At 67.8% G+C, this 23,678-nt stretch carries 19 protein-coding genes; 7 read left to right on the plus strand and 12 right to left on the minus strand.

Going from position 1 to position 23,678, the window contains the following annotated elements; translation table 11 throughout:
• The first annotated feature begins 63 nt into the window (after window positions 1-63).
• Complete coding sequence (locus ACGFJ2_RS42690; protein ID WP_357946994.1) at window positions 64-552, plus strand: VOC family protein; 489 nt, start codon at window positions 64-66, stop codon at window positions 550-552.
• A gap of 239 nt (window positions 553-791) precedes the next feature.
• Window positions 792-986, plus strand: a complete 195-nt coding sequence (locus ACGFJ2_RS42695) for a DUF3046 domain-containing protein (RefSeq protein WP_225290661.1) — start codon at window positions 792-794, stop codon at window positions 984-986.
• A 65-nt stretch (window positions 987-1,051) separates the two neighbouring features.
• Here the strand turns inward: ACGFJ2_RS42695 and ACGFJ2_RS42700 are convergent, their stop codons facing one another.
• Window positions 1,052-1,333 carry a hypothetical protein gene (locus ACGFJ2_RS42700; RefSeq protein WP_393478244.1) on the minus strand — a complete coding sequence of 94 codons (282 nt, stop codon included), beginning with the start codon at window positions 1,331-1,333 and terminating at the stop codon, window positions 1,052-1,054.
• A gap of 347 nt (window positions 1,334-1,680) precedes the next feature.
• Here ACGFJ2_RS42700 and ACGFJ2_RS42705 point away from each other — a divergent pair, with 347 nt between their 5' ends.
• Window positions 1,681-4,161, plus strand: coding sequence for an AAA family ATPase (locus ACGFJ2_RS42705; RefSeq protein ID WP_393478247.1), 2,481 nt, complete (start codon window positions 1,681-1,683; stop codon window positions 4,159-4,161).
• 401 nt (window positions 4,162-4,562) lie between these two features.
• Here the strand turns inward: ACGFJ2_RS42705 and ACGFJ2_RS42710 are convergent, their stop codons facing one another.
• The gene (locus ACGFJ2_RS42710; RefSeq protein WP_393478522.1) at window positions 4,563-5,399 is read right to left on the minus strand and encodes an alpha/beta fold hydrolase; all 837 of its coding nucleotides are present in this window, start codon (window positions 5,397-5,399) and stop codon (window positions 4,563-4,565) included.
• Window positions 5,400-5,692: 293 nt separating this feature from the next.
• Between ACGFJ2_RS42710 and recA the strand changes: the two genes are divergently transcribed.
• From recA to ACGFJ2_RS42730, 4 genes are all read left to right on the plus strand, one after another.
• Complete coding sequence (gene recA / locus ACGFJ2_RS42715; protein WP_357947004.1) at window positions 5,693-6,793, plus strand: recombinase RecA; 1,101 nt, start codon at window positions 5,693-5,695, stop codon at window positions 6,791-6,793.
• A gap of 918 nt (window positions 6,794-7,711) precedes the next feature.
• Entirely contained in the window at window positions 7,712-8,473 is a 762-nt protein-coding gene (gene recX / locus ACGFJ2_RS42720) for a recombination regulator RecX (RefSeq protein ID WP_357947007.1), read from the plus strand.
• Window positions 8,474-9,007: 534 nt separating this feature from the next.
• Entirely contained in the window at window positions 9,008-10,624 is a 1,617-nt protein-coding gene (gene rny, locus ACGFJ2_RS42725) for a ribonuclease Y (protein WP_357947010.1), read from the plus strand.
• A 775-nt stretch (window positions 10,625-11,399) separates the two neighbouring features.
• Entirely contained in the window at window positions 11,400-12,311 is a 912-nt protein-coding gene (locus tag ACGFJ2_RS42730) for a hypothetical protein (protein ID WP_393478251.1), read from the plus strand.
• A gap of 18 nt (window positions 12,312-12,329) precedes the next feature.
• Here ACGFJ2_RS42730 and ACGFJ2_RS42735 read toward each other — a convergent pair whose 3' ends face one another.
• From ACGFJ2_RS42735 to ACGFJ2_RS42780, 10 genes are all read right to left on the minus strand, one after another.
• Window positions 12,330-13,292: an ABC transporter permease gene (locus ACGFJ2_RS42735; protein ID WP_393478254.1), complete on the minus strand. Its 963-nt coding sequence runs from the start codon at window positions 13,290-13,292 to the stop codon at window positions 12,330-12,332.
• The gene (locus ACGFJ2_RS42740; protein ID WP_393478256.1) at window positions 13,292-14,254 is read right to left on the minus strand and encodes an ABC transporter permease; all 963 of its coding nucleotides are present in this window, start codon (window positions 14,252-14,254) and stop codon (window positions 13,292-13,294) included. The genes ACGFJ2_RS42735 and ACGFJ2_RS42740 overlap by 1 nt, the downstream gene beginning before the upstream one ends.
• A complete protein-coding gene (locus ACGFJ2_RS42745; RefSeq protein WP_393478259.1) occupies window positions 14,251-15,267 on the minus strand; it encodes an ABC transporter ATP-binding protein in 1,017 nt (338 codons plus the stop codon). The genes ACGFJ2_RS42740 and ACGFJ2_RS42745 overlap by 4 nt, the downstream gene beginning before the upstream one ends.
• The gene (locus ACGFJ2_RS42750) at window positions 15,267-16,289 is read right to left on the minus strand and encodes an ABC transporter ATP-binding protein (RefSeq protein WP_358174402.1); all 1,023 of its coding nucleotides are present in this window, start codon (window positions 16,287-16,289) and stop codon (window positions 15,267-15,269) included. The genes ACGFJ2_RS42745 and ACGFJ2_RS42750 overlap by 1 nt, the downstream gene beginning before the upstream one ends.
• A 48-nt stretch (window positions 16,290-16,337) precedes the next feature.
• Window positions 16,338-18,164: an ABC transporter substrate-binding protein gene (locus ACGFJ2_RS42755; RefSeq protein WP_393478262.1), complete on the minus strand. Its 1,827-nt coding sequence runs from the start codon at window positions 18,162-18,164 to the stop codon at window positions 16,338-16,340.
• Window positions 18,165-18,374: 210 nt separating this feature from the next.
• Entirely contained in the window at window positions 18,375-20,219 is a 1,845-nt protein-coding gene (locus ACGFJ2_RS42760; protein ID WP_393478264.1) for a S9 family peptidase, read from the minus strand.
• Window positions 20,220-20,358: 139 nt separating this feature from the next.
• Window positions 20,359-21,258: an amino acid ABC transporter permease gene (locus tag ACGFJ2_RS42765; protein WP_393478267.1), complete on the minus strand. Its 900-nt coding sequence runs from the start codon at window positions 21,256-21,258 to the stop codon at window positions 20,359-20,361.
• Window positions 21,255-21,926, minus strand: a complete 672-nt coding sequence (locus tag ACGFJ2_RS42770; protein WP_357947036.1) for an amino acid ABC transporter permease — start codon at window positions 21,924-21,926, stop codon at window positions 21,255-21,257. The genes ACGFJ2_RS42765 and ACGFJ2_RS42770 overlap by 4 nt, the downstream gene beginning before the upstream one ends.
• 61 nt (window positions 21,927-21,987) lie before the next feature.
• Complete coding sequence (locus ACGFJ2_RS42775; RefSeq protein WP_357947038.1) at window positions 21,988-22,845, minus strand: glutamate ABC transporter substrate-binding protein; 858 nt, start codon at window positions 22,843-22,845, stop codon at window positions 21,988-21,990.
• A 35-nt stretch (window positions 22,846-22,880) separates the two neighbouring features.
• The gene (locus ACGFJ2_RS42780) at window positions 22,881-23,636 is read right to left on the minus strand and encodes an amino acid ABC transporter ATP-binding protein (RefSeq protein ID WP_357947041.1); all 756 of its coding nucleotides are present in this window, start codon (window positions 23,634-23,636) and stop codon (window positions 22,881-22,883) included.
• Window positions 23,637-23,678: the final 42 nt, after the last annotated feature.

A 23,678-nucleotide genomic window follows, 5' to 3' on the forward strand; every position in this document is an offset into this window, starting at 1 on the left:
CAGAAAACTCATTGTGGCGGCGGTGCGAGATTGAGGCGGGGGCGCTGCGGACATAGAGCGAGCGTGGGCATCGACTACGCAGCCATTGAGACCCGCCGCGAGGACATCAGGGAGCGCTACCTGTTAGCGCATCGGCCGTCCAGCAGCGCGCGCGGCCTGCACCATTTCGCCCTGCTGTCGTCGGACGTGGAGCGGACGGTCAAGTTCTACCAGGAGCTTCTTGAGTTCCCCTTGACGGAGATTTTCGAGAACCGTGACTTCAAGGGCTCCAACCACTTCTTCTTCGACATCGGCAACGGCAACCTCCTCGCCTTCTTCGACTTCCCGGGGCTCGACCTCGGCCCCTACCAGGAGGTGCTCGGCGGGCTGCACCACATCGCGATCTCCGTCGACCCCGCCACCTGGGAGCGGCTGCGCGGCAAGCTCGAGGTGGCCGGCGTGCCGCACCAGATCGAGAGCGGCGCCTCCATCTACTTCAAGGACCCCGACGGCGCCCGGCTGGAGCTGCTCGCCGACCAACTGGGTGAGATGTACGGCTCGCGCGTGATGTGATCTACCGTCGCGACGCTCTACGCCTACGCGGTGTGCCCGCCCGAGGTTCCTGCCTGATGCCTGCGTGCCTTTCGGCTCTTTCCGATTTCTCCTGCTGTACGGCTAAGCGCTGGGCTAACCGGAGCTGGCGGCGCTTCTTTCGGTTGGCTTTGCACTCGGCGGACTTGGGCGGGGAGGACTTGGGGGTCTTTGCCATGGGGGTGTCCTACCCACCCTTCCGGCGGTTCCATACTTGTGTGATGCGGCTGACCGAGTTCTGGAGACGGATGCGCGCCCACTTCGGGGAGTCGTACGCCGACTCGTGGGCCCGCGACTACGTGCTCGCCCCACTCGAAGGGCGGACGGTCGACCAGGCGCTGGCGGACGGCGAGAGCGCCAAGACCGTCTGGCGCGCGGTCTGCCAGGTCGAGAACGTCTCCTCCCGCCTCCGCTGACCTCCCGCCTCCGCTGACCTCACGGCCCCGGCCGACCTCCCTGCCCCGCTAACCTCCCTGCCCCGCTAACCTCCCTGCTCGTCATCCTCCATGCTCGCTTTCAGCGAGCGGGCCGTCAGATGCAGGTCGTCGGCGGTGCCCTGACCGCCGGGTGACCACAGGAACTGCCACCCACGACCGGCGGGAGTGGCGAAAACGAGCGTCTGCTTGCCGGTGCGGGGATGCCACGCCCACAGCACCGGCTCCTCACCGCCGATCATGCGGCTCGCCAGCCCGTGACCGGGCAACAACTTGGCGAGTGCTTCCAGATGGGTGCGCCGTTCCCCGGTATACGTGCTGCTCGTCACGTCGCCGCCTCCAACCCTCTGGTTCAGAGTCTCCCCTGCTCACGGTGCGTGACAACACGTACGGCGTATTGCTGATGAATGTCGGGTGCGTGGAAACGCTGTGGAACCAGAGCGGGGCGTTGTGTGGCGTTCCATGCTGGGTCGTCCCTTTCGACGGCCGGTGTCGTGCGGCAAGCGTCGACCGGTGTCATCTGGTGATGGCTAGACGATGACGTCCCGCAGAGCGGTGTAGTTTCTCACCCGCTTGCCCCAGCTCGCCCACGCAGGAAATGCGGGCTGCCCAGTCATAGGTCGGTTGCAGTTGTGGCCGCTGGTGTCCGGTTGCCCTAACGCTGATGATGGTTGGCATGCGGCGGCGGCTGATCCGGGTATTCGGCGGGGTGACCTTCGTCGTCTCGATGGCCGGGTTAGGCGTTTATCTGGCCGCGACCGGCCTCGATCGTGCGGACAAGCTGGCGAGCGTCGTGAGCTTGTTCGTCAGCCTGGTCGGTCTGGCGCTGGCGATCAATGGGCATGGCACGACGCGAAGGTTGCACGTCCCGGATGATCAGGAGCAACCGACCGAGCGGTCTCGCGTACCCGGGGACGAGGAGACGATCCTGACCGCGAAGTTTCCCCTGGCCGGCCTGCCGGCCAGAACGGAAAGCTTCACGGGCCGGGAGACCGAACTTGAGAGCCTGTTGCGGCTCTTGGACCCCTCGGCCGTCGAACCGGCACGGGTCACGGTGATCGCCGGGCTGGCAGGTGTGGGAAAGACCGAGCTCGTGCTTCAAGCCGCGCATGAGTCACTCGCCCGTGGCTGGTTTCCCGGCGGCGTGCTGATGACCGATCTCCACGGGTACGACGAGGCGCGCCGTGTGGCGGCCCCGCACGCCGCTGATGATTTCCTGCGTTCTCTCGGTCTCGCGCCCGCCTCGATACCGGCCACGGATGAGGCTCGCCTGCGGCTCTACCGCGAGCAGTTGGGCAAACTTGCCGACGACGGCAAGCAGATCCTGCTGATCATCGACAATGCCGTCAGCGCCGGCCAGGTAGAACCGCTCCTGCCAGGAGTGGGCCGAACCGTCGTCACCTCGAGGCACACACTGAACCTGGCTGCCAGGCACCTCACTCTGAACGTGCTGGACGACGAGGCCGGTGTCGACATGCTCGACTTGCGACTCCGGCTGGCCACAGGAAGTCGAGACCTACGGGCGCGGGAGGACCCGCAGGCCGCCGGCGACCTCGTCCGGCTCTGCGGCGGACTGCCGCTGGCCCTGCACATTCTCACCGGTCTGCTGATGGCCGCTCCGGCCAAACCATTGCGCGTGCTGGCTGATGAATTGGCCGCCGAGCTGGGCAGATTGGATCGCCTTCGGTTCGAAGAACGGTCCGTACGAGCGGCCTTCGAACTGTCCTACCGAGGCCTGCAGGCCGAGCAGGCCCGGCTTTTCCGGCTGCTGACCGTCGACCCCAGTCCCGAGTTCTCCAATGAGACTGCCACGCTGATCAGCCGCCTGCCGGCTGAAGCCGCACGTCAGGCGGTAGAGGAACTCCATCGTGCCCATCTGATCGAAAGTGCCGCCAGCTACGGACGCTGGCACATGCACGACCTCGTCCGGCTGTACTCAGAAGAACTGGGCCGAACCCATGCCAAGGGCGACCGCCGCGCCGTGGTACGGCAGCGCCTGCTGCGCCACTACCTCGTGACCATGGAGACGGCTTTCTCACTGATCGACGAGAACAGGGCCACGGCGAACAGCCGCTTCCGCGACGCCGACGAGGCCAGGAATTGGCTGCGTGCAGAACATCAGAACATCACCGCGGCCGTTCTGACCATCGCCAGGGACCGTCCTGGCGAACTGCTGCGGCACGCGCGTCTGCTGGCCCCGCTTCTCCATGATGAGCGGCGGCTCGACAGCTGTATCGCGTTGCTCGTCCCCGCTGAGCGGGCGGCGCGCCTGTTGAACGACACCGGAGCCCAGGCTTGGTCGTCGCGTCTGCTCGGTACTGCGCTGAGCGAGTCCGGCCGCGTCGCGGAAGGCGTCGAATTCCTTGAGACGGCCGTGCGGCTCTATCGCCAGAATGGCGAGCGCGAGCACGAAGCAGCCGGCCTCGTGGCATTGGCCCGTGCGCTGCACGCGGCCGGGCAGCAGGACCGGGTGGCTGAGACCTACAGAAGCGCTGTCGACCTCGCCAAGACACTCGGCGACCGCCGATTTCTGTCCGATGTGCTGGAACGGTTCGGCTCCTGGTTAGTGGTTGAGGGTCGCACGGCGGAAGCCGTCGTCGCTTTCCGCGACCGTCTCCGCCTGGTCCTGGATCTCGGCGAAGATTCCCGTGTGCCAACAAGAGACCTCATCATGGCGCTCTCTGCCAGCGGCGACGACGACGATCCGCATCAACTCGCGACAGTCACCGACGAACTTCTCCAGCTCGCACAGCACGTCGGCGACGACATGAGCCGGCTCGAGACCGTGTACTTCCTGCTACGACTTGCCGAGTCCCTGCGCGAACACGGCTTCATCATGCAAGCCGCCGACGCCTACCATCGGGCCAGTTCGACCTATCAGGAGCTGGACGCCCAACGGTCATGGGTCCAAGAAGACCCGGGGGACTTCATCAGACTGGCGGCCTTTCAGTTGATGATCTGTGCCACCATGCTGGCGAAGGCTCGGGAATTCCAGCAGGCTGCTGATGACGCACGCGAGGCGATCCACCTCCTGAAAGGCGCTTCCTATCAAGACTTCCAGGACAAGCTGCTGCGTCGTTCGGCGCGTATCGTCATCATCCGTGCCTGGGCTCATCTCCGCATAAAGGCAATACGACCACGTAACCTGCTGAGGTGAATCCCCCACGGCTTTCCGCGTGTGTTCAGGGCTGTTGTGCTCGGATGCCAACAGGGTGAGCACGTCGTCGCCTCCGGCGCTCCGAGCTCAGCATCTTCTCGATGTGACCCTTCTCGAACGGCGGGTGCTCGCGCGGGCTGGACGTCGATCCCCAGGAACCGGCGCTCGCCGGCCTCGAACGCCTGCTGCGCCGCTTCGCCGATCTGGTCATCAGCGCGCACGTCGATGACTCGGCCGCGACCGTCTGCCAGTCGGACGAAGTAGTCGGGGTCACCGTACGCCGTTGTGATAGAGGTCCAGCTCAAACACACTAAGAGTCGGATCCTCAAGCTCAACCATGATCGTGCCAGGCAAGGCGAAGGCGACGTGCTCGTTCGTGGGCCGCCTCAGGCTGTCGAAGCTCACCAGATCAGATCGCCCAGGAAACTGCCAAGTGCTGCGTTGACCTCCAGGGGCCGCTCCAGCGGCGGAAGATGTCCTGTTGCCGGCAGATCAAGCCGCCGGGCGCCCTTGATCTGTTCGGTCAGCAGATCCGACACCGCCTGGATGCCGGGCACATCCGACAACCCGTTGATCACCAGAGTAGGTGCGGTGATCTCGTGGAGTCGAGCTTTGGCCGACAGGTGCCGCTCGGTCACTGGCCGACGGCTCCAGGAGCGCTCAAACACCCGGCGCATCATGGCGAAAGACAGCTCCCACACCTCCGGATCGAGGTCGTCCAATCCGCGGTCCGGCCCGGCCACCTGCCACAGAGCATGTGCCCGGGCGAAGGCGTCGAGATCGCCGGCAAGCACCTTCTCCGCCGTCCCGCTCCGATAGCGGGCCAGCCGATCGGCAGGGACAGTGCTGTGCACCCGCTCCCGCGCCTGCGCGATCATGTCCTCGGGCCATGAGTGGCCCGACAGCCCAGAGGAGATCAGCACGAGCCCCGCCACTCGGTGCGGAGCCACCAACGCCGCCTCCACCGCGTAGGAGCCCCCCATCGAATCGCCCACCAGCGCCGCCCGTTCCACGCCGAGTCCGTCCATCACACGCAGCAGGTCTTCGTGGTGAACGAGTTCGCCAGCCGGATCGGCCGACTCACCGTACCCGCGCCAGTCGTAACTGATCACCCGGTAACGATCGGACAGCGAGTCGCGCTGGTGTCGCCACATACGCCGATCGGCGATGCCCGCGTGGATGAGCACCACCGCAGGACCCTCGCCCATATCGTCATAGGCCAGATCATCGATCAACATCACGCCCCAGATCGTATGAGTCGAGTCGGAGCTTCTGGACCGGGTTCGCAGCCGGCGTACCCAGGCCCATGTCCACGGTCTCAACGTCCTGAGTCCGCTCAAGCCTCGATGCCATAGGACAACCGCGTGTACTTAGTGGTGTTCCGCGTGTTCCGGATGTGATCGAACAGCCGTTCGGCTACCATGGAACCTGCCAGGCCAACGCCCTCCCCCCGACGATTTCCAAAACTGTCGGTGGCAGGCCGTAGCTTTCACTCGACTGATCGGACCACAACCCTCCAGGGGGAGTTCCCATGGCTATCAACGACCGCGAGAAGGCCCTCGAGACCGCCCTCGCTCAGATCGAGAGGCAGTTCGGCAAGGGCTCCGTCATGCGCCTCGGCGACGACGCCCGAGCCCCCATCGAGGTGATTCCCACGGGTTCGATCTCCCTGGACGTCGCGCTGGGCATCGGAGGGTTGCCGCGTGGCAGGATCGTCGAGGTCTACGGCCCGGAGTCCTCGGGTAAGACCACGATCGCCCTGCACGCGGTGGCCAACGCCCAGCGGGCGGGCGGCATCGCGGCGTTCATCGACGCCGAGCACGCCCTCGACCCCGAATACGCCAAGAAGCTCGGCGTCGACACCGACGCCCTGCTCGTCTCCCAGCCCGACACGGGTGAGCAGGCGCTCGAGATCGCCGACATGCTGATCAGGTCGGGCGCCGTCGACATCATCGTCATCGACTCGGTGGCCGCCCTGGTCCCCAAGGCCGAAATCGAGGGCGAGATGGGCGACAGCCACGTCGGCCTCCAGGCCCGCCTGATGTCCCAGGCCCTGCGCAAGGTCGCCGGCGCGCTCAGCAACACCGGCACCACCGCCATCTTCATCAACCAGCTCCGCGAGAAGATCGGCGTCATGTTCGGCTCGCCCGAGACCACGACCGGCGGTAAGGCGCTCAAGTTCTACGCCTCGGTCCGCCTCGACATCCGCCGCATCGAGACGCTCAAGGACGGCACGGAGGCGGTCGGCAACCGCACGCGTGTCAAGGTCGTCAAGAACAAGATGGCCCCGCCCTTCCGGGTCGCCGACTTCGACATCCTCTACGGCGTGGGCGTCTCCCGCGAGGGTGGCCTCATCGACATGGGCGTCGAGCACGGCTTCGTCCGCAAGTCCGGCGCCTGGTACACCTACGAGGGCGACCAGCTCGGCCAGGGCAAGGAGAATGCCCGCAACTTCCTGAAGAACCACCCCGACATGTCCAACGAGATCGAGAAGAAGATCAAGGACAAGCTCGGCGTCGGCCCCCGCCTGGACGCCCCCGCCGAGGCACCCGCGGCCCCGGCCGCTCCAGCCGCCGCTCCCTCGGGCCGCGGCGCCAAGGCCGCCGCCACGCCGAAGCCCGGTGACGTCTGATCGGTCGCCGCATGAGTGACTCTGATCGGTCATCGGATGAGTGAAACGGACCCGTCGCAGGCGCCCCACCCCCAAGACTGGGGCGCCTGGCCCGACCTCCCCACCCCATCTCCGGGCCGCCGCCGCAACTCCAGCGCCAACCTCTTTCCGCGGTCATCAACCCCGGAGGACACCTGGCCCTCCGGGCCCTCCTCGGACGACTCGCCCCGAGGCCGGAAACCATCCCGGAGGAAACGGTCCAGCGGGAGGCTGCCCGGCGGCGCCCCGTCCGATGGGAGGCCGCCTGGCGGCGAGCCGTCTAGCGGGAAGCTGCCCGGCACCGAGCCGTCGGGTAGGAAGCTGTCCGGTGAGAGGCAGTCTGGGGGTGAACCGTCGGGTGGGCTACCCCGTAGCGGACCGTCAGGTGGCACGATGACCGGTAGCGAACTGTCCGGTGGGAAGATGTCTGGCGCTGCACTATCCAGTGGGAAGCCGTCCGGCGGGGAGCCGTCGGCAGGGTGGCCGTCGCTCAGCGAATGGCGCCAACGGTCCCGCCCCCCGGCCGGCCCACCCTCGGCCGACCTAGCATCGGCTGACCCACCCCCGGCCCAGCCCGCTCACGCACCTGCCGAGCCGAGCTCTGAGCTAGGCGCAGCGTCGACCGCTGAGTCGTCCGGTGATTCGGGCAGCGAGTCGGGCGGCGGACAGAACGACGAGCGGCTCTCAACCACGCCCCAAGAAGCCGTCTGGCGGCCTGCCCAGGACAACTCACTGTCCACCGCAGGCAGGGCGTCCTCCCGGGGCGACGATGTGCATTCGCCTGCCCAGGACAACTCACTGTCCACCGCAGGCAATGCGTCTCCCCGAGGTCAGGACGTGCCTTCGCCTGCCCAAGGCACTTCATCGTCCACCGCGGACAACCCCTCTCTCCGAGGCGATATGCCGTTCTCCCAGGACGGGTTGTCGTCCGGTACGGGCACCGACAGCGGTCAGTTCGAGGGCGCTTCCTATACCGGTGGCCAGGCCGAGGATGATCCGTACCAGGATGATCCGTACCAGGGTGGCCGACGTGGGGAGAGGCGCTCCGGTAGAGGACGGCGATCAGGTGGGCGGGGTGGGAAGGGGGCACGTTCGGCGGGCTCTCGGGGGCGTGGCGGGTGGCTTCCCGACGGGCCCGATGAGGGGTCGGCCGCCGGGGCCGCTCCCAACGCCGACCCTGAGTCGGTGGCTCGGGCCATCTGCCTCCGTCTGCTCACGATGGCTCCCAAGACGCGAGCCCAACTGGCCGAGGCACTCCGTAAGCGTGACGTGCCGGATGAAGCCGCGGAGGCGGTCCTCGATCGCTTCTCCGAGCTGGGCCTGATCAACGACGAGGCATTCGCCGAAGCCTGGGTCGACTCCCGCCACCACGGTCGTGGGCTCGCCAAACGCGCTCTGGCCGCGGAGCTTCGCCACCGCGGCGTCGACTCCGAGACCGTCAACGAGGCCGTGGACCGCCTCGAGCCCGACCAGGAGCTCGAGACGGCACGCCGCCTCGTCGAACGCAAGCTGTCCTCCACTCGCGGCCTGGACCCTCAGGTCCGTACTCGCCGCCTCGCCGGGATGCTGGCCAGAAAGGGGTACGCCCCGGGACTGGCCTTCCGCGTCATCCGCGAGGCACTGGAGACAGAGGGCGTCGAAATCGAGGACGACTTCTCCTGACCTCCACACGGCCCCCGCCCCCACCGGATCACCTCCCTCACACACACGTTCCACACCGGGGTGCGGACTGTCCGAGGGGTGCCCAGCTCTTCGGGTGAGGTGTTTGGGTCCTGCCGGCAGCGGAGGCGGGCCTCTTTGGTCGGGCTCGAGGTTTGGGGGTAGGGCGTGCGTAGTTGCGTGTGGAGCGGCATTTCGGGGCAGAAGCGGGAAATCTGCCTCAATGAAGAGATGCAAGCCCTTAAGACACGCTTGATGACTCGTTTGCTTGCTCGTGACTTGTTCGACGCATAACCTCGACGGCAGTGAGGAGTTACTCCGCGCAGTGCGGATTGCCATACCGGTGATTGACGGACGAACGAGCTCGGTGGATCGAGGCAGGCGAGGTGTCGGCTATCCCAGTCGACGCCCGGTCAGTCTTGGTTGGATATCGGTCGTGGTGAAGATGCCGATTGGGCGATCAGCGCCGCGCATGTGACCCCTCCCGTTTTGAGGGCGCGTTACGAGTCTTGACGACGCGAGGAGGGCGGGGAGCACATGGGGCCGCTTGTCGTGGTGCTGTCGGTGGCGGTGCTCCTGCTGGCGTTCGGGATGATCGCCGCGTTGCTCATCGTCGTCCGCCGCACATCGGGCAGCGGTTCGCGAGTGCTCAAGCCGAGCCCCGAGCAGTTGCAGGCCGTACACGAGGAGCTTGAGCTGGCTCGTGAAGAGGCCGGGGCGATCCGGGGCAAGGCCGAGTCCGATGCCGAGGAGATCCTGCGCAGGTCGGCGGCCGCCGCCGAGAGCGCGGCGCAGTTGCGGCGCGAGGTCGAGGAGGAGGGGCGGATACTCAAGGCCGAGCTCAAGGAGCTCCGGGCCGACCTCGAACGCAGGGAAGGGCGGCTGGCCGAGCGCGAGCAGCGGCTCGATGAGGAGGCCAGGCGGCAGGCCGAACGTGATCGCAAGCTGGGCGAGACCGAGGTCGAGCTGGCCGACAGGCGCGCGGAGCTGCTGCAGGTCGAGGACGAGCGGCGGGCGATCCTCGAGCGCGTCGCCGGGCTCACCGGAGAGCAGGCCAAGAGCGAGCTGGTACGCGAGATCGAGAACCAGGCCAAACGCGAGGCCGCGCTGATCGTCAGGGAGATCGAGGGCGATGCGCGCAAGGAGGGCGAGAAGCGCGCTACCAAGATCGTGACGCTGGCCGTGCAGCGGATGGCGGCCGAGCAGACGGCCGAGTCCGTGGTGAGCGTGCTGCACCTGCCCGGCGACGAGATGAAGGGCCGGATCATCGGGCGTGAGGGGCGTAACATCCGGGCGTTCGAGTCGACGACCGGCGTGAACCTGATCATCGACGACACACCGGAAGCGGTGTTGCTGTCGTGTTTTGACCCGGTACGCCGGGAAACTGCCCGGCTCACACTGGAGAAACTGGTACTCGACGGCCGCATTCACCCCCAGCGCATCGAGGAGGCGCACGAGCGCAGTCGTGCGGAGGTGCAGGACCTCTGCGCACGGGCGGGAGAGGACGCGCTGGTCGAACTGGGCATCACGGACATGCACCCCGAGCTGACGCTGCTCCTCGGCCAGCTCCGATACCGCACCTCCTACGGGCAGAACGTCCTCAAACACCTCATCGAGTCCGCGCACATCGCCGGAATCATGGCCGCCGAGCTCAAGATGGACCAGTCGCTGATGAAGCGCTGCGCCCTCCTGCACGACATCGGCAAGGCGCTGACGCACGAGGTCGAGGGCAGCCACGCGCTGATCGGGGCGGAGATCGCCCGCCGATACGGCGAGCAGGAGGACGTGGTGCACGCCATCGAGGCGCACCACAACGAGGTCGAGGTCCGCACGGTCGAGGCCGTGCTCACGCAGGCGGCCGACGCGATCAGCGGCAGCCGTCCGGGCGCGCGACGGGAATCGTTGGAGGCGTACGTCAAGCGGCTGGAGCGGCTGGAGGAGATCGCGCAGTCGTACGACGGGGTGGAGAAGGTGTTCGCCATGCAGGCGGGCCGGGAGATCCGGGTGATGGTGAAGCCGGACGCGATCGACGACATCCAGGCGCAGGTGATCGCGCGGGATGTGGCCAAGCAGGTCGAGGAGGAACTGACCTATCCGGGGCAGATCCGCATCACCGTCGTCCGAGAGTCGCGAGCGACCGAGTTCGCGCGCTGAGTGAGGTTCGCGATCCGTGTTTCCCTGCTGAAAGTCATAATCAGTTTTGTACGGCGTGGGGTGAGGGACGAGCTGTCTGCCCGACCTGGCGGTTAGAGGCTCTTTTGGGAACCCCCTCGGGCTGGTCGCCGCACTGCGTGCCGTTGGCCCGCTGGGCTCGCCGTAGGCCGATGCAGGCCAGTGCGGATATGACCCGCCTCCGGCAGGGGCCCAGACTCCGAGATGGCCGTGATCACCTTGTGCGGGTGGCTGGTGGGTGCCGAGCGGCCCGCCTTCCCGTCCGCCGTCCCCAAGGCGAGCGGCGGGCGCCGACGCGCGCCGTGGCGGTCGAGGACGCCCACGGGCTTCTGGGACTCTCGGCCCTCATCGAGGGTGGACCTGAGTTCTGGGGCTGGTCGCGCGATCCGAGCGGGGTCGTGGAGGCCGCCGTGATTGACCATACTTCATTGAACAGAGTATTGTTGCCGGGCATGTCAGAGAGATCCACATTGGCGCTGATCGTGATAGTCGCGTCCACGGCCTCCGACCGGGGCACAGGGGGCGGGCCGCAGCACGTGCAGGCGGGCGACTGTTGCGGCAGTGCTCGGCGCTAGCCGCAAGGGTCGCTTGCGCCCGATCCGCATGACCTGCCAGATCGGACGGTAGCCGGCTCGTACGCGAGCCACGGAAGAAGCAGATCACGCGCGCCGGCGGGAGCGCCGGACGCCATCACGAGCCGTACAGATGCCTTGGCGGTCGCGTGCGCGCGTGACGTTGACATACGGGGAGACCGACCATGAACACCATCAGAAAGACCGTCTTAGCCCTGGCCGTGACGGCCGTGCTCGGCGGCTGCGGGGGCAACGCCGAGCCGGCTGGGAAGAGCGCTTCACCTCCCTCGAAATCGGCCGCGACGGCACAGGAGAAGAGGCGCCAGTTCGAATCCGCCAAGGCGGACTGCATGAAGCAGAGGGGCTTCAAATACATCGCCTACGTGCCGCAGGAAGATCCCGACACCGACGAGGCGCGCAAGCGCAAAGCTGGTGACTATGAGGCGTTGAGGGCTCAGCGGGCGAAGTACGGCTTCGGGGTCTTCTCGTTATACGTCCACCCGACGGGCCCAGACGCTCCCGACGGCATGCCCGACCTCTCAGGGGCCGACCCCAACGGCAAAATCTGGACGAAGCTCTCCCCGGCTCAGAACAAGAGCTACTGGAAGACCGTGGGCGACTGCGTCGTCGTCGCGGCCAAGCAGGCCCTCGGCAAGAAGGTGAGTTCCGAGATGGATCTGTACGAACAGGCCGAAGCCGTCTCGAACAGGGCGGTTGAGCGCGAGATCGACGGCGACGCCGAACTGGTCAAGCTGGCATCGAGCATGGCCACGTGCCTGACGGGCAAGGGATACAAGGTCTCCGACACCAGGCCGTCGCAACTGTCGCAGCGCGGCCGCCTCGCCTTCCTCGATCAGGAGGACGAGGTCGGCCGCAAGCAGCGCGAGGACGTTCCCGACGTGCCGTCGCCTCCCAAGAAGGGCGAGGTCAAGCGGAGCTTCGGAGCCACGCTCACGCCCGCCCAGGCCCAGCCGTACCTGGCCAAGGAGGTCAAGGCCGCGCTGGACGATCTGGAGTGCGGCAAGGACTTCTATCGGGTCTACACCCCCAAGTCGGAGGCCATCTATCAGAAGGTCGACCAGGAATTCGGCAGCTGACGCGGCCACGCGTCGGGTTCAGGCCAGGCGGATGCGGGGGTCCAGGAGGCCATAGGTGATGTCCACCAGGAGGTTGGCCACGACGACGGCCGTGGTGGCGAGGACGACGACGCCCATGATGACCGGGAGGTCGCCGCTGACGAACGCCTGTACCACCGCCTGCCCGATGCCGCCGAGGCCGAAGACCGATTCCGTCACCACCACCCCGCCGATCAGCGTGCCCACGTCGACGCCGAGTTGCGTCACCACCGGCGTCAGGGCGGCGCGTAAGCCGTGCCGGTAGATGACCCGGCCCTCGGGGACGCCCTTGGCGCGGGCCGTGCGGATGTAGTCCTCGCCGAGGATGTCCAGCATCGAACCGCGCGTCAGCCGTACGTAGGAGGCCGCCTGGACCATGGCGAGCGTGATCCAGGGCAGGATCAGGTGGCGGGCCCATTCACCGGGGCTGTCGGTGAGCGGCACGTACGAGTCCGGCGGCAGCAGCGGCGCCCCGGCCATGGAGAGCTGGAAGAACAGGAAGTACAACAGCAGCAGGCCGACCACGAAGGTGGGCATGGACACGGCGGCCAGGGCCAGGAACGTCACGACGCGGTCCAGCAGGGAGCGTGCCCGGGTGGCGCTGATGACTCCGGCGCCCACGCCGATGACCACCCAGAGGATCGCGCCGCCGATCACGAGCGAGGCCGTGGGCGGGAAGTCCTGGGAGAGGAGCTTGCCGATGGATTCGCCGGAGAAGTACGACTGGCCGAGGTCGCCGTGGATGAGGCGGTTCAGGTAGTCGAGGTACTGGACGAGGATCGGGCGGTCCAGGCCGAGGTTGTGGCGGATGAGCTCCACCTGCTCGGGGGTGGCCTGGCGACCGGCCAGCGTCCTGGCGGGGTCGCTGGGGGCGACGAAGAACAGCAGGAACGTGCCCAGCGTGACGAGCCATAGGACGAGCACGCCCAGCAGCGCCCGACGGAGGAGGAAACGACGGAGCATCAGGCCCCCTTGCGGCGAGAGCGACGGCGACGGCGGCTGAACAGGCGTTCCATGCGCGGGTCGATGGCGTCCCTGATGCCGTCGCCGACCAGGTTGAAGGCGAGCGTGGTGAGCAGCAGGGTGGCCGCGGGGAAGCCCAGGTACCAGTAGGCGACCCGGTAGAAGCCCTGCGCCTCGCTGAGCAGGTTGCCCCAGGAGGGGGTGGGCGGCACGATGCCGAGTCCGAGGAACGACAGCGTGGACTCGAAGACGATGGCCGCCGGCACGAGCAGCGTGGTCAGGACGATGACCGGGGCGAGCAGGTTCGGCAGGATGTCGACGAACATGATCCGGAGATCGCCGCAGCCGATGGACCGGGCGGCCTCGACGTACTCGCGCTCCTTGAGCGAGAGCGTCTGGCCGCGTACGACTCGCGCGATGGCCGCCCACGAGTAGAAGGCGATCACCCCGATCGTCGCGGTCAGCGACGGCCCGGCGATCGAGACGACCGCGATGGCGAAGATCAGGTACGGGAACGACAGCACCACGTCCATGAGCCGCGACAGCACGGTGTCGATGACGCCGCCGTAGTAGCCGGCCAGCAGGCCGACGACGACGCCGACCAGCGCCGCCAGCCCGGTGGCGACCACGCCGACCAGCAGCGAGACCCGCGCCCCGTACAGAACCCTGATGAACAGGTCGCGGCCGAGCCGGTCGGTGCCGAACCAGAACGTGCCGTTCGGCGCGATCGGCAGCCCCTGCGCGGTGATGCCGGTGTCGCGGAACTGCTCGTCCGGGTCGTGGCCGTTCCAGGCGGCGATGAGCGGGGCCGCCAGCGCCAGCAGGCAGAGCAGGACCACGATCAGACCGGAGACCAGCGCGACCTTGTCGGTCCTGATCCTGGCCCAGGCGAGCTGCCACGGGCTGCGGCCGGCGATCGTCCGGTCGCTGACCGCGTCCGGTCTGATCTCGGTGAGCGTCATGCGGGCCGCCCCCCAAAACGGGAATCGGAAGTGGTCAGGTCCTCGCCCGTCTCGACGGGGAAGTGGCAGGCCACCAGGTGGTCCCGGAGCGCCGGCGGCGGTTCCTCCGCGGAGCAGCGGTCCCGCGCCTTCGGGCACCGGGGATGGAAGCGGCAGCCCGGCGGCGGGTCGATCGGCGAGGGGACGTCGCCCGTGAGGATGATGCGCCGCCGCCGTTCTGCCTCGTCCGGGTCGGCCACCGCCGTGGCGGAAAGGAGGGCGTTCGTGTAGGGATGCCGGGGATGTTCGTGCAGCTCGTCGGCCCCCGCGAGTTCGACGATCTTGCCCAGGTACATGACCGCGATCCGGTCGCTGATGTGCCGCACCACCGACAGGTCGTGCGCGATGAACAGGTACGTCAGCCCGAAGTCGTCCTGCAGATCCTTCAGCAGGTTGAGGATCTGCGCCTGGATGGAGACGTCCAGCGCGGACACCGGCTCGTCGCAGATGATCAGCCGGGGCCGCAGCGCGAGCGCCCTGGCCACCCCGATCCGCTGCCGCTGCCCGCCGGAGAACTCCGCGGGGAACCGGTTGTAGTGCTCGGGATTGAGCCCCACCCGTTCCATCAGCTCCTGGACGGTACGGCGCAGCTCGGCGCCGCGGCTCACCCGGTGGACCACGAGCGGGTCGGCGATGATCGAGCCGACGCGGCGGCGCGGGTTCAGCGAGCCGTAGGGGTCCTGGAAGATGACCTGGATGTCGCGCCGGTAGGCCCGCATCCTGGCCCTGGGCAGGTTCGTGATGTCGTCGCCGTCGAAGCGGACCCGGCCCGAGGTGATGGGATGCAGGCCCGCGACGCAGCGGGCGAGCGTCGACTTGCCGCAGCCGGTCTCGCCGACCAGCCCGAGCGTCTCGCCCGGCGACAGGTCGAAGCTCACCCCGTCGACCGCCCGCACCTGCCCGATCGTGTGCTTGACCAGCAGGCCGGTGGTGATGGGGAAGTGCTTGACGACGTTCTCGACTTCGAGGAGCATCAGACCTCCTTCGCGTGCCGGCGCAGCGCGTCGGCCTCCGGGCCGAGCCCGACCGCCTCGTGGGGCAGCCAGCAGGCCGAGGCGTGCCCGCCGCCGCCCGTGACCCTGGCCAGCGGCGGCCGCTCGGCCGCGCAGACCGGCATGGCGTACGGGCAGCGCGGGTGGAAGGCGCAGCCCGAGGGGAGGTCGATCAGCGACGGCGGGGAGCCGGGGATGGGCCGCAGCCGGTCGCCCCGGGTCCCGGTGCTGCCCGGGATCGACTCCAGCAGGCCCTTGGTGTAGGGGTGGTGCGGGCGGTAGTAGAGGGTACGCCGGTCGGCTCGCTCGGCCACCAGGCCCGCGTACATGACCAGAACCTCGTCGGCGATGCCCGCCACGACGCCGAGATCATGGGTGATGAGGATGAGCGCGATGTCGAACTCGGCCTGGACCCGGCCGATGAGCTCGAGGATCTGCGCCTGGACGGTCGCGTCGAGCGCGGTGGTCGGCTCGTCCGCGACGATGAGCTTCGGGTTCAGCGCCAGTGACATGGCGATCATCGCCCGCTGTCGCATGCCGCCGGAGAACTGGTGCGGGTAGTCGTCCACCCGCCGGTCCGGCCGGGGGATGCCGACCAGGCCGAGCAGCTCGATCGCGCGCTTGCGGGCCTCGGCGCGACTGGTGCCGGGCCGGTGGACGTGGAAGAGCTCCTCGATCTGCCGGCCGACCTTGTAGAGCGGGTGCAGGCTGGTCAGTGGGTCCTGGAAGACGACGCTGATCTCCGCCCCGCGGATGCGGCGTAGCTGCTCGCGGTCCAGTTCGAGCAGGTCCACCCCTTCGAACAGGGCGGTGCCGGATATGTCGGCTCCGGGGGAGAGGCCGAGGATGGCCTGGGTGCTCACGGTCTTGCCGCTTCCTGACTCGCCGACGATCGCCAGCGTCCGGCCGCGGTCGACGGTGAACGACAGTCCCCGCACCGCCTGGACCAGGCCGTCGGAGGTGGGGAAGGCCACCTTCAGGTCCGTCACCTCTAACAGGCTCATGTTCCTCCCTCACAGCGCCCCGCGGGAGTGCCGCGGGGCGCCGCACCGTCATGGCGAGTTGGGGTCAAGCCAGAGGTTGGTGATGTCGTAGAGCTGGAACGCGGGAAGGTACAGCGCGTTGCGCACCCGCTTGCTCTTGTAGATCGGCGTGTTCTGGTTGTTGAACGGCACGATCACCGCGTCGGCCATCACCGTCTGGTCGACCTGGTGCCAGAGCCCGGCCGCCTTGGTCGCGTCGGGCTCGGCCAGCGCCTGCTTGATGAGGGCGTCCACCTTGGGGTTGCTGTAGCAGCCGTAGTTGCTCGTGCCCGGGGTGCAGTTGGTCTGGAACAGCGGCTGGGAGACGGCGCGGCCGTTGTTGCCGTACCAGTCGGGCACCCAGCCGGGCGCCGAGATGTCCCACTTGCTGTCCTTGGCGATGGTCGGGTTCTGCAGGAACGCGCCGTAGTAGTCGCCCTGTCGTACGGGCAGGCCCTTGACGGCGATCCCGCACTTCTGCAGGTCGGCCGAGTAGGACTGGAAGTTGGCCGGGTGGTTGCCCGCGTTGCGGAAGGCGCCGATGAGGGTCATCCCGTTCGGGTAGCCCGCCTCGGCGAGCAGCTGCTTGCACTTGGCCGGGTCGCCCTGGTCGCCGGGCGTCGGGTACGGGTTGTACTCCTGGTAGCCGATGTTGCCCGGTGGGATGGCCGTGTGCAGCGGGGTCGCCACGTCGGCACCGCCGTAGATCTTGGCGATGGCCACCTTGTTGATCGCGTACTCGATGGCCTGGCGGACCTTGACCTTGCCCATGGCGCCGTTCTCGTTCTTGCTCTGCTGGTTGAAGACGAGATACGGGTTCGTCACGGCGCCAGGGAAGATCTTGAAGTCGGGGTCGCCGCTCTTCAGCCGCGGGATCTGGGCGGTCGGCACCGGCAGGTCCCAGGACAGGTCCGCGCTGCCCGCCTCGATCTGCTGCTGCACCGCGTCGGGCTCGGTGACGCCCATCTTGACATCGACGGCGTTGACGTACTGGTGCCTGATCGGGTCGGCCGCCTGCGTCCAGGCGGGGTTCCGCTCCAGCCTGATCGACTTGGTCGCCACGTACTGGGTGATCTTGTACGGGCCGTCGGAGATCACGTGCTGGCGGAAGGTGGCGTCGTCCGGGACGTACTGGTCGTACTCCTGGGGCGCGGCCGAGGAGAAGTTCAGCGACAGGATGTTGAGGAAGTCGCCCGCCGGCTGGACCAGTGTGAACACGATCGTCTTGTCATCCTTGGCCTGAACGCCGGCGATGTCGTGCGAGTTCTGGAAGGCGGCCAGCGCCGCCGCCGTGGGCTTGGCCTTCTCGAACGCCTTGCCGTAGGCCGCGCAGTAGGCGGCCATGCCCTTGATCGTGCTGGTGTAGTAGCCGGGCGCGCCCGCTCCGGCCACCGGGTTGCAGAGCCGCTTGAAGCCCCGGACGAAGTCGACCGCGGTCACCGCCCGCGGCGGCTGGGTGTCCCACTGGACGCCGTCCCGCAGCTTGATCGTGTACGTGAGGTGGTCGGCGCTGAGGCCGCCGTTGGCGGTCGTCGGCAGCTCGGTGGCGACGTCGGGGACGACGGCGAAGCCCTTGGTGGTGTCGGCCTCCTTGGCCACGCCGTTCAGGTTGAACAGCTGGCGCGCGTAACCGCGCATGATGCCGTTGGTGACCGTGTAGTAGGCGCTGGTGGGATCGAGGTGGTCGACGTCGCCACCGCCCACCAGCCTGATCGTGCCGCCCGACAAGGGCTTGCCGGTGTCCTGGGCCGCTGTCGGCGGTGCCGAGCCGTTCGTGCCGGTGTCTGTGGCGCAGGCGGCGGCGAGCAGACTTGCCGCGGCCACCACGGCGATGCTGAGATGGCGCAAGCTGGCCATCTGGCCCTCCCTCGTGCCGAGATGGGGATGTGTGGCTGGCCAGTGGGGCGCGCTTCGTGGCCGCGAGGCGCGCCCCACGTGCTGCTCCTTCGAGCAATCCACTTGGGGAGGGCGGTGTCGAGGACGGTTATTCAACCGTTGGCGAGTAGCGACCGCCGAGTGATACCGGTTCTGTCCAAGAACCGTGATTGATGGCGACGAAAGCGAGAATCAGCTGAAAATCTGCTGGTAGAACGCCAGCTCCGCGGCCAGGGCGGTGGCCCGGGTCTCGGTGCGGCGGAAACCGTGCGATTCGCCCTCGAACGCCAGATAGGTGCACGGGACGCCGCGCTCGGCCAGCGCGTCGGCGAAGGCCGCCGACTGCTCGGGCGGCACCACGGGATCGTCGAGCCCCTGAAGCAGCAGCATCGGGCAGGAGACGCCGTCGACCAGCGCCAGCGGCTCGCGCTCGGCGTAGAGCCGCGGGTCCTCCGGGCCGACCAGCCACTCCACGTAACGCGACTCGAAATCATGGGTGTGGGCATGGAGCGGGGCCAGCGCGCTGACGCCGTAGTAGGACACGCCCCCCGCGAACACCTCCGAACGGCAGCAGGCCGCCATCACGGTCCAGCCGCCCGCGCTGCCGCCGCGCACCGCTATGCGCCCGGGATCGGCCAGCCCCTCGGCCACCAGCCATTCGGCGGCCGCGATCGTGTCCTCGACGTCGACGACGCCCCACTGCCCCTTCAGCCGATCGCGGTAGGCCCGGCCGTAGCCGCTGGACCCGCCGTAGTTGACGTCGAGCACGCCGATGCCGCGTGAGGTGAGGTACGCCTTCTCCAGGTCGAGCGCCGTGCCCTCGTGCGCCGTCGGACCACCGTGCACGAACAGCACGTACGGGGGAGCGTCCGCCGAGTCCTCGGCGGCCGGGTTGGACGGCGGATAGAGGAAGCCGTGCACCCGGTGCCCCATCTCCACCGGCCGGGGTGTGGGCAGGCAGGCGAGGTCGGGCAGCTCGTCGAGGTCGCGCCTGAGGGTCTCGGCCTGGCCGGAGACGGTGTCGACGCGGATGAGCGACTTCGGGAGCGCGGCACCGTACGCGATGCCGGTCACGTGGGTGCCGTCGGTGGCCAGCGCCGGATCCCACCCGTCGCCCGGCAGATCGAGGTCGGTGAGCCGGCCCGTCTCGGGGTCGAGGATGCCGAGCCGCAGGTCACCGCGCCCGTGCAGCACCACGAGCCGTCCGTCGCCGAGCACGGCGTAGGGCAGGCCGCCCAGCGTCCACGGCGGCCAGGCGAACTCCTCCTCCAGGGGATGGAGCGGCTGCGGCGAGAGGTCGTGGAGGCCGGTCTGGTAGAGGTTCCACCAGCCGGAGCGGTCGGAGATCAGGTAGAGGTGGCCGTCGTCCTTCCAGCTGGGCGCGAGCACGGACTCGGACGGGCCGCCGCCCACGGTCCACGATGTGCCGTCGGACAGGCGGGTGACGCGGAGCTCGGTGCCGGTCCATGGCATGCGCGGATGGTTCCAGGTGATGTAGGCGAGATGCCGTCCATCGGGGGAGATGGCGGGGGAGGCGTAGAAGTCGCCGCCGGTGACCCATTCGCGCGTCTCACCGCCGCCGACCGGGATCGAGACGACGGCCCTAGTCGTCTTTCCGTCGTCGGTGTGCCGCTCGCGTACGCACCAGACCTGGTCGTCACGGACCAGCAGGTCGGCGTAGCGGTCACCGTCAGGGGTGAGCGGGACGGGCTCGGCCGCGCGGTCGGTGCGGTCAGCCTGGTTGGTGAGCAGGTAGAGGCGCTGGTCGGCGAGGCAGGCGAAGATCACATCGCCCTCGGGGGTGACCGCGTAGGGCCGCCCGCCGTACTCGTGCACGCGGGTGCGGGCGCTCCACGGCTCGGGCAGCAGCTCGCGGCAGGTGCCGTCGGCGGCGCGGTGCATGATCGTGGTGCGTCCGCCCTCGTCAGGGCGGTCCTCCGTCCACCACACCTGGCCGTCGAGCGCGGTCGGCCAGCCGAGCCGCCGGCCGGACCGGGCGACGTCGGTGGTCGAGATGGGGGAGCGCCAGAAGGGCATAGACGCATCCTGCCGGAAGATCGGCAAGAGTGCGGGGTGATCACCTCACTCCGGTGACCACCCCGCTTCGATCACCGTAGCCCGGTGACCACCCCACTCCTGTCATCGGCAATGCGCGATGATCGCTTGATGACGTGGGCTACTGCGTCATGACGCTGCCGCCCATATCCGGCTGCCCCGGGGGCAGCGGCACCGCGCTCGGCGGCTCGAGCGGCCCGGCCGTGGTCTTGCGGCTGCGGCGGCTGCGCTTCTCCAGCCACGTGGCGAACGCGCTGAGCGCCATGGCCATGATGATGTAGATGACGCCGATGACGATCGCTGACACCAGCTTCGTGCCGGGGTAGACCGACGGAAGGGTCTTGAAGCCCATGTTCAGGAGGTCGACATAGACGATGAAGTAGCCCAGCGCGGTGTCCTTGAGCAGGACCACGAGCTGGCTGACCACCGCGGGCATCATCACCGTGAGGCCCTGCGGCAGCAGGATCAACCGCATCACGCCGCCCTTGCGCAGCCCGATCGCGTACGCCGCCTCCGACTGGCCCTTCGGGATCGAGTTGATGCCCGCCCTGACCACCTCGGCCAGCACCGAGCCGTTGTAGAGGGTGAGCCCGAGCACGATCGCGAACAGCGCGTAGTCCCCGCCGCCGAACAGGTCGGGCGACAGGAACCAGATGAAGAAGATCAGCAGGAGCAGCGGGATCGCCCGGAAGAGCTCCACGATCCAGGCGGCGGGAATCCTGATCCACCGGTGGTCGGAGAGCCTGGCGATGCCGAAGACCGCACCGAACAGCAGCGCGAAGACCGCGCCCAGCGCAGCGGCCGTGAGCGTGCCCACCAGCCCGGGCAGGATGAAGTCCACCCAGACGGTCTCGGTGGTGAACGGCTCCCAGAGCTTGCCGTCGAACTGGCCCTTCTCATTGAACTTCAGCACCACCCAGCCGAGCACCGCCAGCAGGGCAAGCCCGGAGATCCCGGTGATCAGGTGGTTGCGCACCCGGCCGCGCGGGCCGGGAGTGTCGAAGAGGACGGACGTGCTCATCGGGCCACCGCCAATCTCCTGGCCAGCCAGCCGGTGTACCAGCCGATCGGCAGGATGAGTATCAGGAACGACAGCACGATGCCGATGAAGATGGGGATCGAGACGCCGGTGGTGTCGAACGTCTCCCTCATCGTGGCGGCGACGTCCACGGTGTAGCCCGCGGCCGCCACCACAGTCGTGTTCTTGATCATGGCGATCAGGACGCTTCCGAGCGGGGCGATGACCGCCCGGAAGGCCTGCGGGAAGATGACGAGCGTGATCGACTGGCTGAAGGTGAGCCCGATCGCGCGGGCCGCCTCGGCCTGTCCCATCGGCACCGTGTTGATGCCGGACCGCAGCGCCTCGCAGACGAACGCCGCGGTGTAGGCCGACATGCCCAGTACGGCCAGCCAGAACGAGTTCGTCAGCGGCACCTCGGTGGAGAAGATCAGGCCGAGGGTGTCGCTGAGCCCGAGGTAGCAGAAAGCCAGCACCAGCGTCAGCGGGGTGTTGCGCACCACGTTGACGTACGCCGTGCCCGCGGCCCGCAGGACCGGGGTGGGCGAGACCCGCATGGCGGCCAGGATCGTGCCGACGATCAGCGAGAACACCGCGATGATCAGCGAGAGCTTAATGTTGTTCAGGAATCCTACGCCCAGGTCGGGCGCGTACTGAATCAGTTCGTCCATCGTGCTCCACCAGAGAGAATGGCGGCGGCGGCCGGGTCACCGGCCGCCGCGGGCTTGAGGATCAGGCGCAACCCTCGGCCGGTGGGGCCTCCTTGGGCAGGTCCAGGCCGGTCTTGCCGAACCACTTCGTGAGCAGCTGGGTGGCCGTGCCGTCCTGCCACATCTTGGCGACGGCCTTGTTGACGGCCTCGCAGGTCGTCTTGTCGCCCTTCTTCAGGCCGATGCCGTACTTCTCATCCGTGAACGGGTCGTTCAGCAGCTTGTACTTGCCCGGGTCCTGGCTGGCGAAGCCGGCGAGGATCAGGTTGTCGGTGGTGACCGCGTCCAGGTTGCCACCACTGAGCTTCTGCACGCACTCGGAGTAGTTGCTGGCGCCGACGAGCTTGGCGGGCAGGTTGAGCTTGCCGTCCGGCGGCGGGTCGGTGATCCGCTTGTAGGAGTTGGAGCCCTGCGCCTGGCAGATCCGCTTGTCCTTGAGGTCCGTCGCCTTGGTGATGTCCGCGGCGTCGGCACGGACCATGGTGTCCTGGTGGACGACGACGTACGGGCCGCCGAAGGTGACCTTCGGCTTGCGCGCGTCGGTGATGGAGTAAGTGGCGAAGATGATGTCCACGGTGCCGTTGGCGAGCAGCGCCTCGCGGTTGGACGAGGGCGACTCCTTCCACGTGATCTTCACATCCTGGCCGCCGGCCAGTTCCTTCACGATGTACTTGGCGACGTCCACGTCGAAGCCCTCAGGGTCACCGCCACCCTTTTTCAGGCCCAGGCTCGGCTGGTCCCATTTGGTGCCAACGGTGATCTCCTTGGCTCCCTTGAGCTTGTCCACGACGTTGGTGTAGCTGCCGCCACCGCCACACGCGGCAAGACCGACCGCCATGGCCGTGACGGCGAACACGGCCCCAGTTCGACGCATCTGCATAGTGGTTACCTCAATCTTCCTGCTGCGGACTGGGATCAATGCGTGAGGATCTTCGAAAGGAAGTCCTTGGCCCGGTCTGTCTGGGCGTTGGTGAAGAACTCGTCGGGGGTGTTCTCTTCGACGATCTGGCCCTCGGCCATGAACACCACCCGGTTCGCGGCTCTTCTCGCGAACCCCATCTCATGCGTGACGACCATCATCGTCATCCCGTCGCGAGCCAGCCCGATCATGACGTCGAGCACCTCCTGGACCATCTCCGGGTCCAGCGCCGACGTCGGCTCGTCGAACAGGATCATCTTCGGGTCCATGGCCAGCGCCCTGGCGATGGCGACGCGCTGCTGCTGCCCGCCGGAGAGCTGCGCCGGGTATTTGTCCGCCTGCGCGGCGATGCCCACCCGTTCGAGCAGCTCCATGGCGCGCGTCTCGGCGGCGTCGCGGGCCTTCTTGCGCACCTTGATCGGCCCCAGCGTGACGTTCTCGCGAATCGTCTTGTGGGCGAACAGGTTGAACGACTGGAAGACCATGCCCACTTCGGAGCGGAGCTTGGCCAGTGCCTTGCCCTCTTCCGGCAGCGGCTGACCGTCGAAGATGATCTGCCCGCCGTCGATGGTCTCCAGCCGGTTGACGGCCCGGCACAGGGTGGACTTGCCGCCACCCGAAGGGCCGATCACGACCAGGACCTCGCCACGGGAAACGGTCAGGTTGATGTCCTTCAGGACGTGCAGAGCCCCGAAGTGCTTGTTGACGTGCTCCAACTTTACAAGTGGAGTGACGTCCCCGTTCTCCGTCATGTGCAAAACCTAGGGGCCATTAGGACGCTGGTCACTAACCGA

The sequence above is a fragment of the Nonomuraea sp. NPDC049028 genome (assembly GCF_043197735.1).
Classification (GTDB): Bacteria; Actinomycetota; Actinomycetes; order Streptosporangiales; family Streptosporangiaceae; genus Nonomuraea.

Bases quoted from the DNA above. Each gene is read 5' to 3' on its own strand.
- ACGFJ2_RS42765 (WP_393478267.1), bottom strand. From the start codon at position 21,258: ATGAGCACGTCCGTCCTCTTCGACACTCCCGGCCCGCGCGGCCGGGTG.
- ACGFJ2_RS42730 (WP_393478251.1), top strand. From the start codon at position 11,400: ATGAACACCATCAGAAAGACCGTCTTAGCCCTGGCCGTGACGGCCGTG.
- ACGFJ2_RS42755 (WP_393478262.1), bottom strand. From the start codon at position 18,164: ATGGCCAGCTTGCGCCATCTCAGCATCGCCGTGGTGGCCGCGGCAAGT.
- recX (WP_357947007.1), top strand. From the start codon at position 7,712: ATGCCGTTCTCCCAGGACGGGTTGTCGTCCGGTACGGGCACCGACAGC.
- ACGFJ2_RS42740 (WP_393478256.1), bottom strand. From the start codon at position 14,254: ATGACGCTCACCGAGATCAGACCGGACGCGGTCAGCGACCGGACGATC.
- ACGFJ2_RS42760 (WP_393478264.1), bottom strand. From the start codon at position 20,219: ATGCCCTTCTGGCGCTCCCCCATCTCGACCACCGACGTCGCCCGGTCC.
- ACGFJ2_RS42750 (WP_358174402.1), bottom strand. From the start codon at position 16,289: ATGAGCCTGTTAGAGGTGACGGACCTGAAGGTGGCCTTCCCCACCTCC.
- ACGFJ2_RS42705 (WP_393478247.1), top strand. From the start codon at position 1,681: ATGCGGCGGCGGCTGATCCGGGTATTCGGCGGGGTGACCTTCGTCGTC.
- recA (WP_357947004.1), top strand. From the start codon at position 5,693: ATGGCTATCAACGACCGCGAGAAGGCCCTCGAGACCGCCCTCGCTCAG.
- ACGFJ2_RS42695 (WP_225290661.1), top strand. From the start codon at position 792: ATGCGGCTGACCGAGTTCTGGAGACGGATGCGCGCCCACTTCGGGGAG.
- ACGFJ2_RS42735 (WP_393478254.1), bottom strand. From the start codon at position 13,292: ATGCTCCGTCGTTTCCTCCTCCGTCGGGCGCTGCTGGGCGTGCTCGTC.
- rny (WP_357947010.1), top strand. From the start codon at position 9,008: ATGGGGCCGCTTGTCGTGGTGCTGTCGGTGGCGGTGCTCCTGCTGGCG.
- ACGFJ2_RS42745 (WP_393478259.1), bottom strand. From the start codon at position 15,267: ATGCTCCTCGAAGTCGAGAACGTCGTCAAGCACTTCCCCATCACCACC.
- ACGFJ2_RS42775 (WP_357947038.1), bottom strand. From the start codon at position 22,845: ATGCAGATGCGTCGAACTGGGGCCGTGTTCGCCGTCACGGCCATGGCG.
- ACGFJ2_RS42770 (WP_357947036.1), bottom strand. From the start codon at position 21,926: ATGGACGAACTGATTCAGTACGCGCCCGACCTGGGCGTAGGATTCCTG.
- ACGFJ2_RS42780 (WP_357947041.1), bottom strand. From the start codon at position 23,636: ATGACGGAGAACGGGGACGTCACTCCACTTGTAAAGTTGGAGCACGTC.
- ACGFJ2_RS42710 (WP_393478522.1), bottom strand. From the start codon at position 5,399: ATGTTGATCGATGATCTGGCCTATGACGATATGGGCGAGGGTCCTGCG.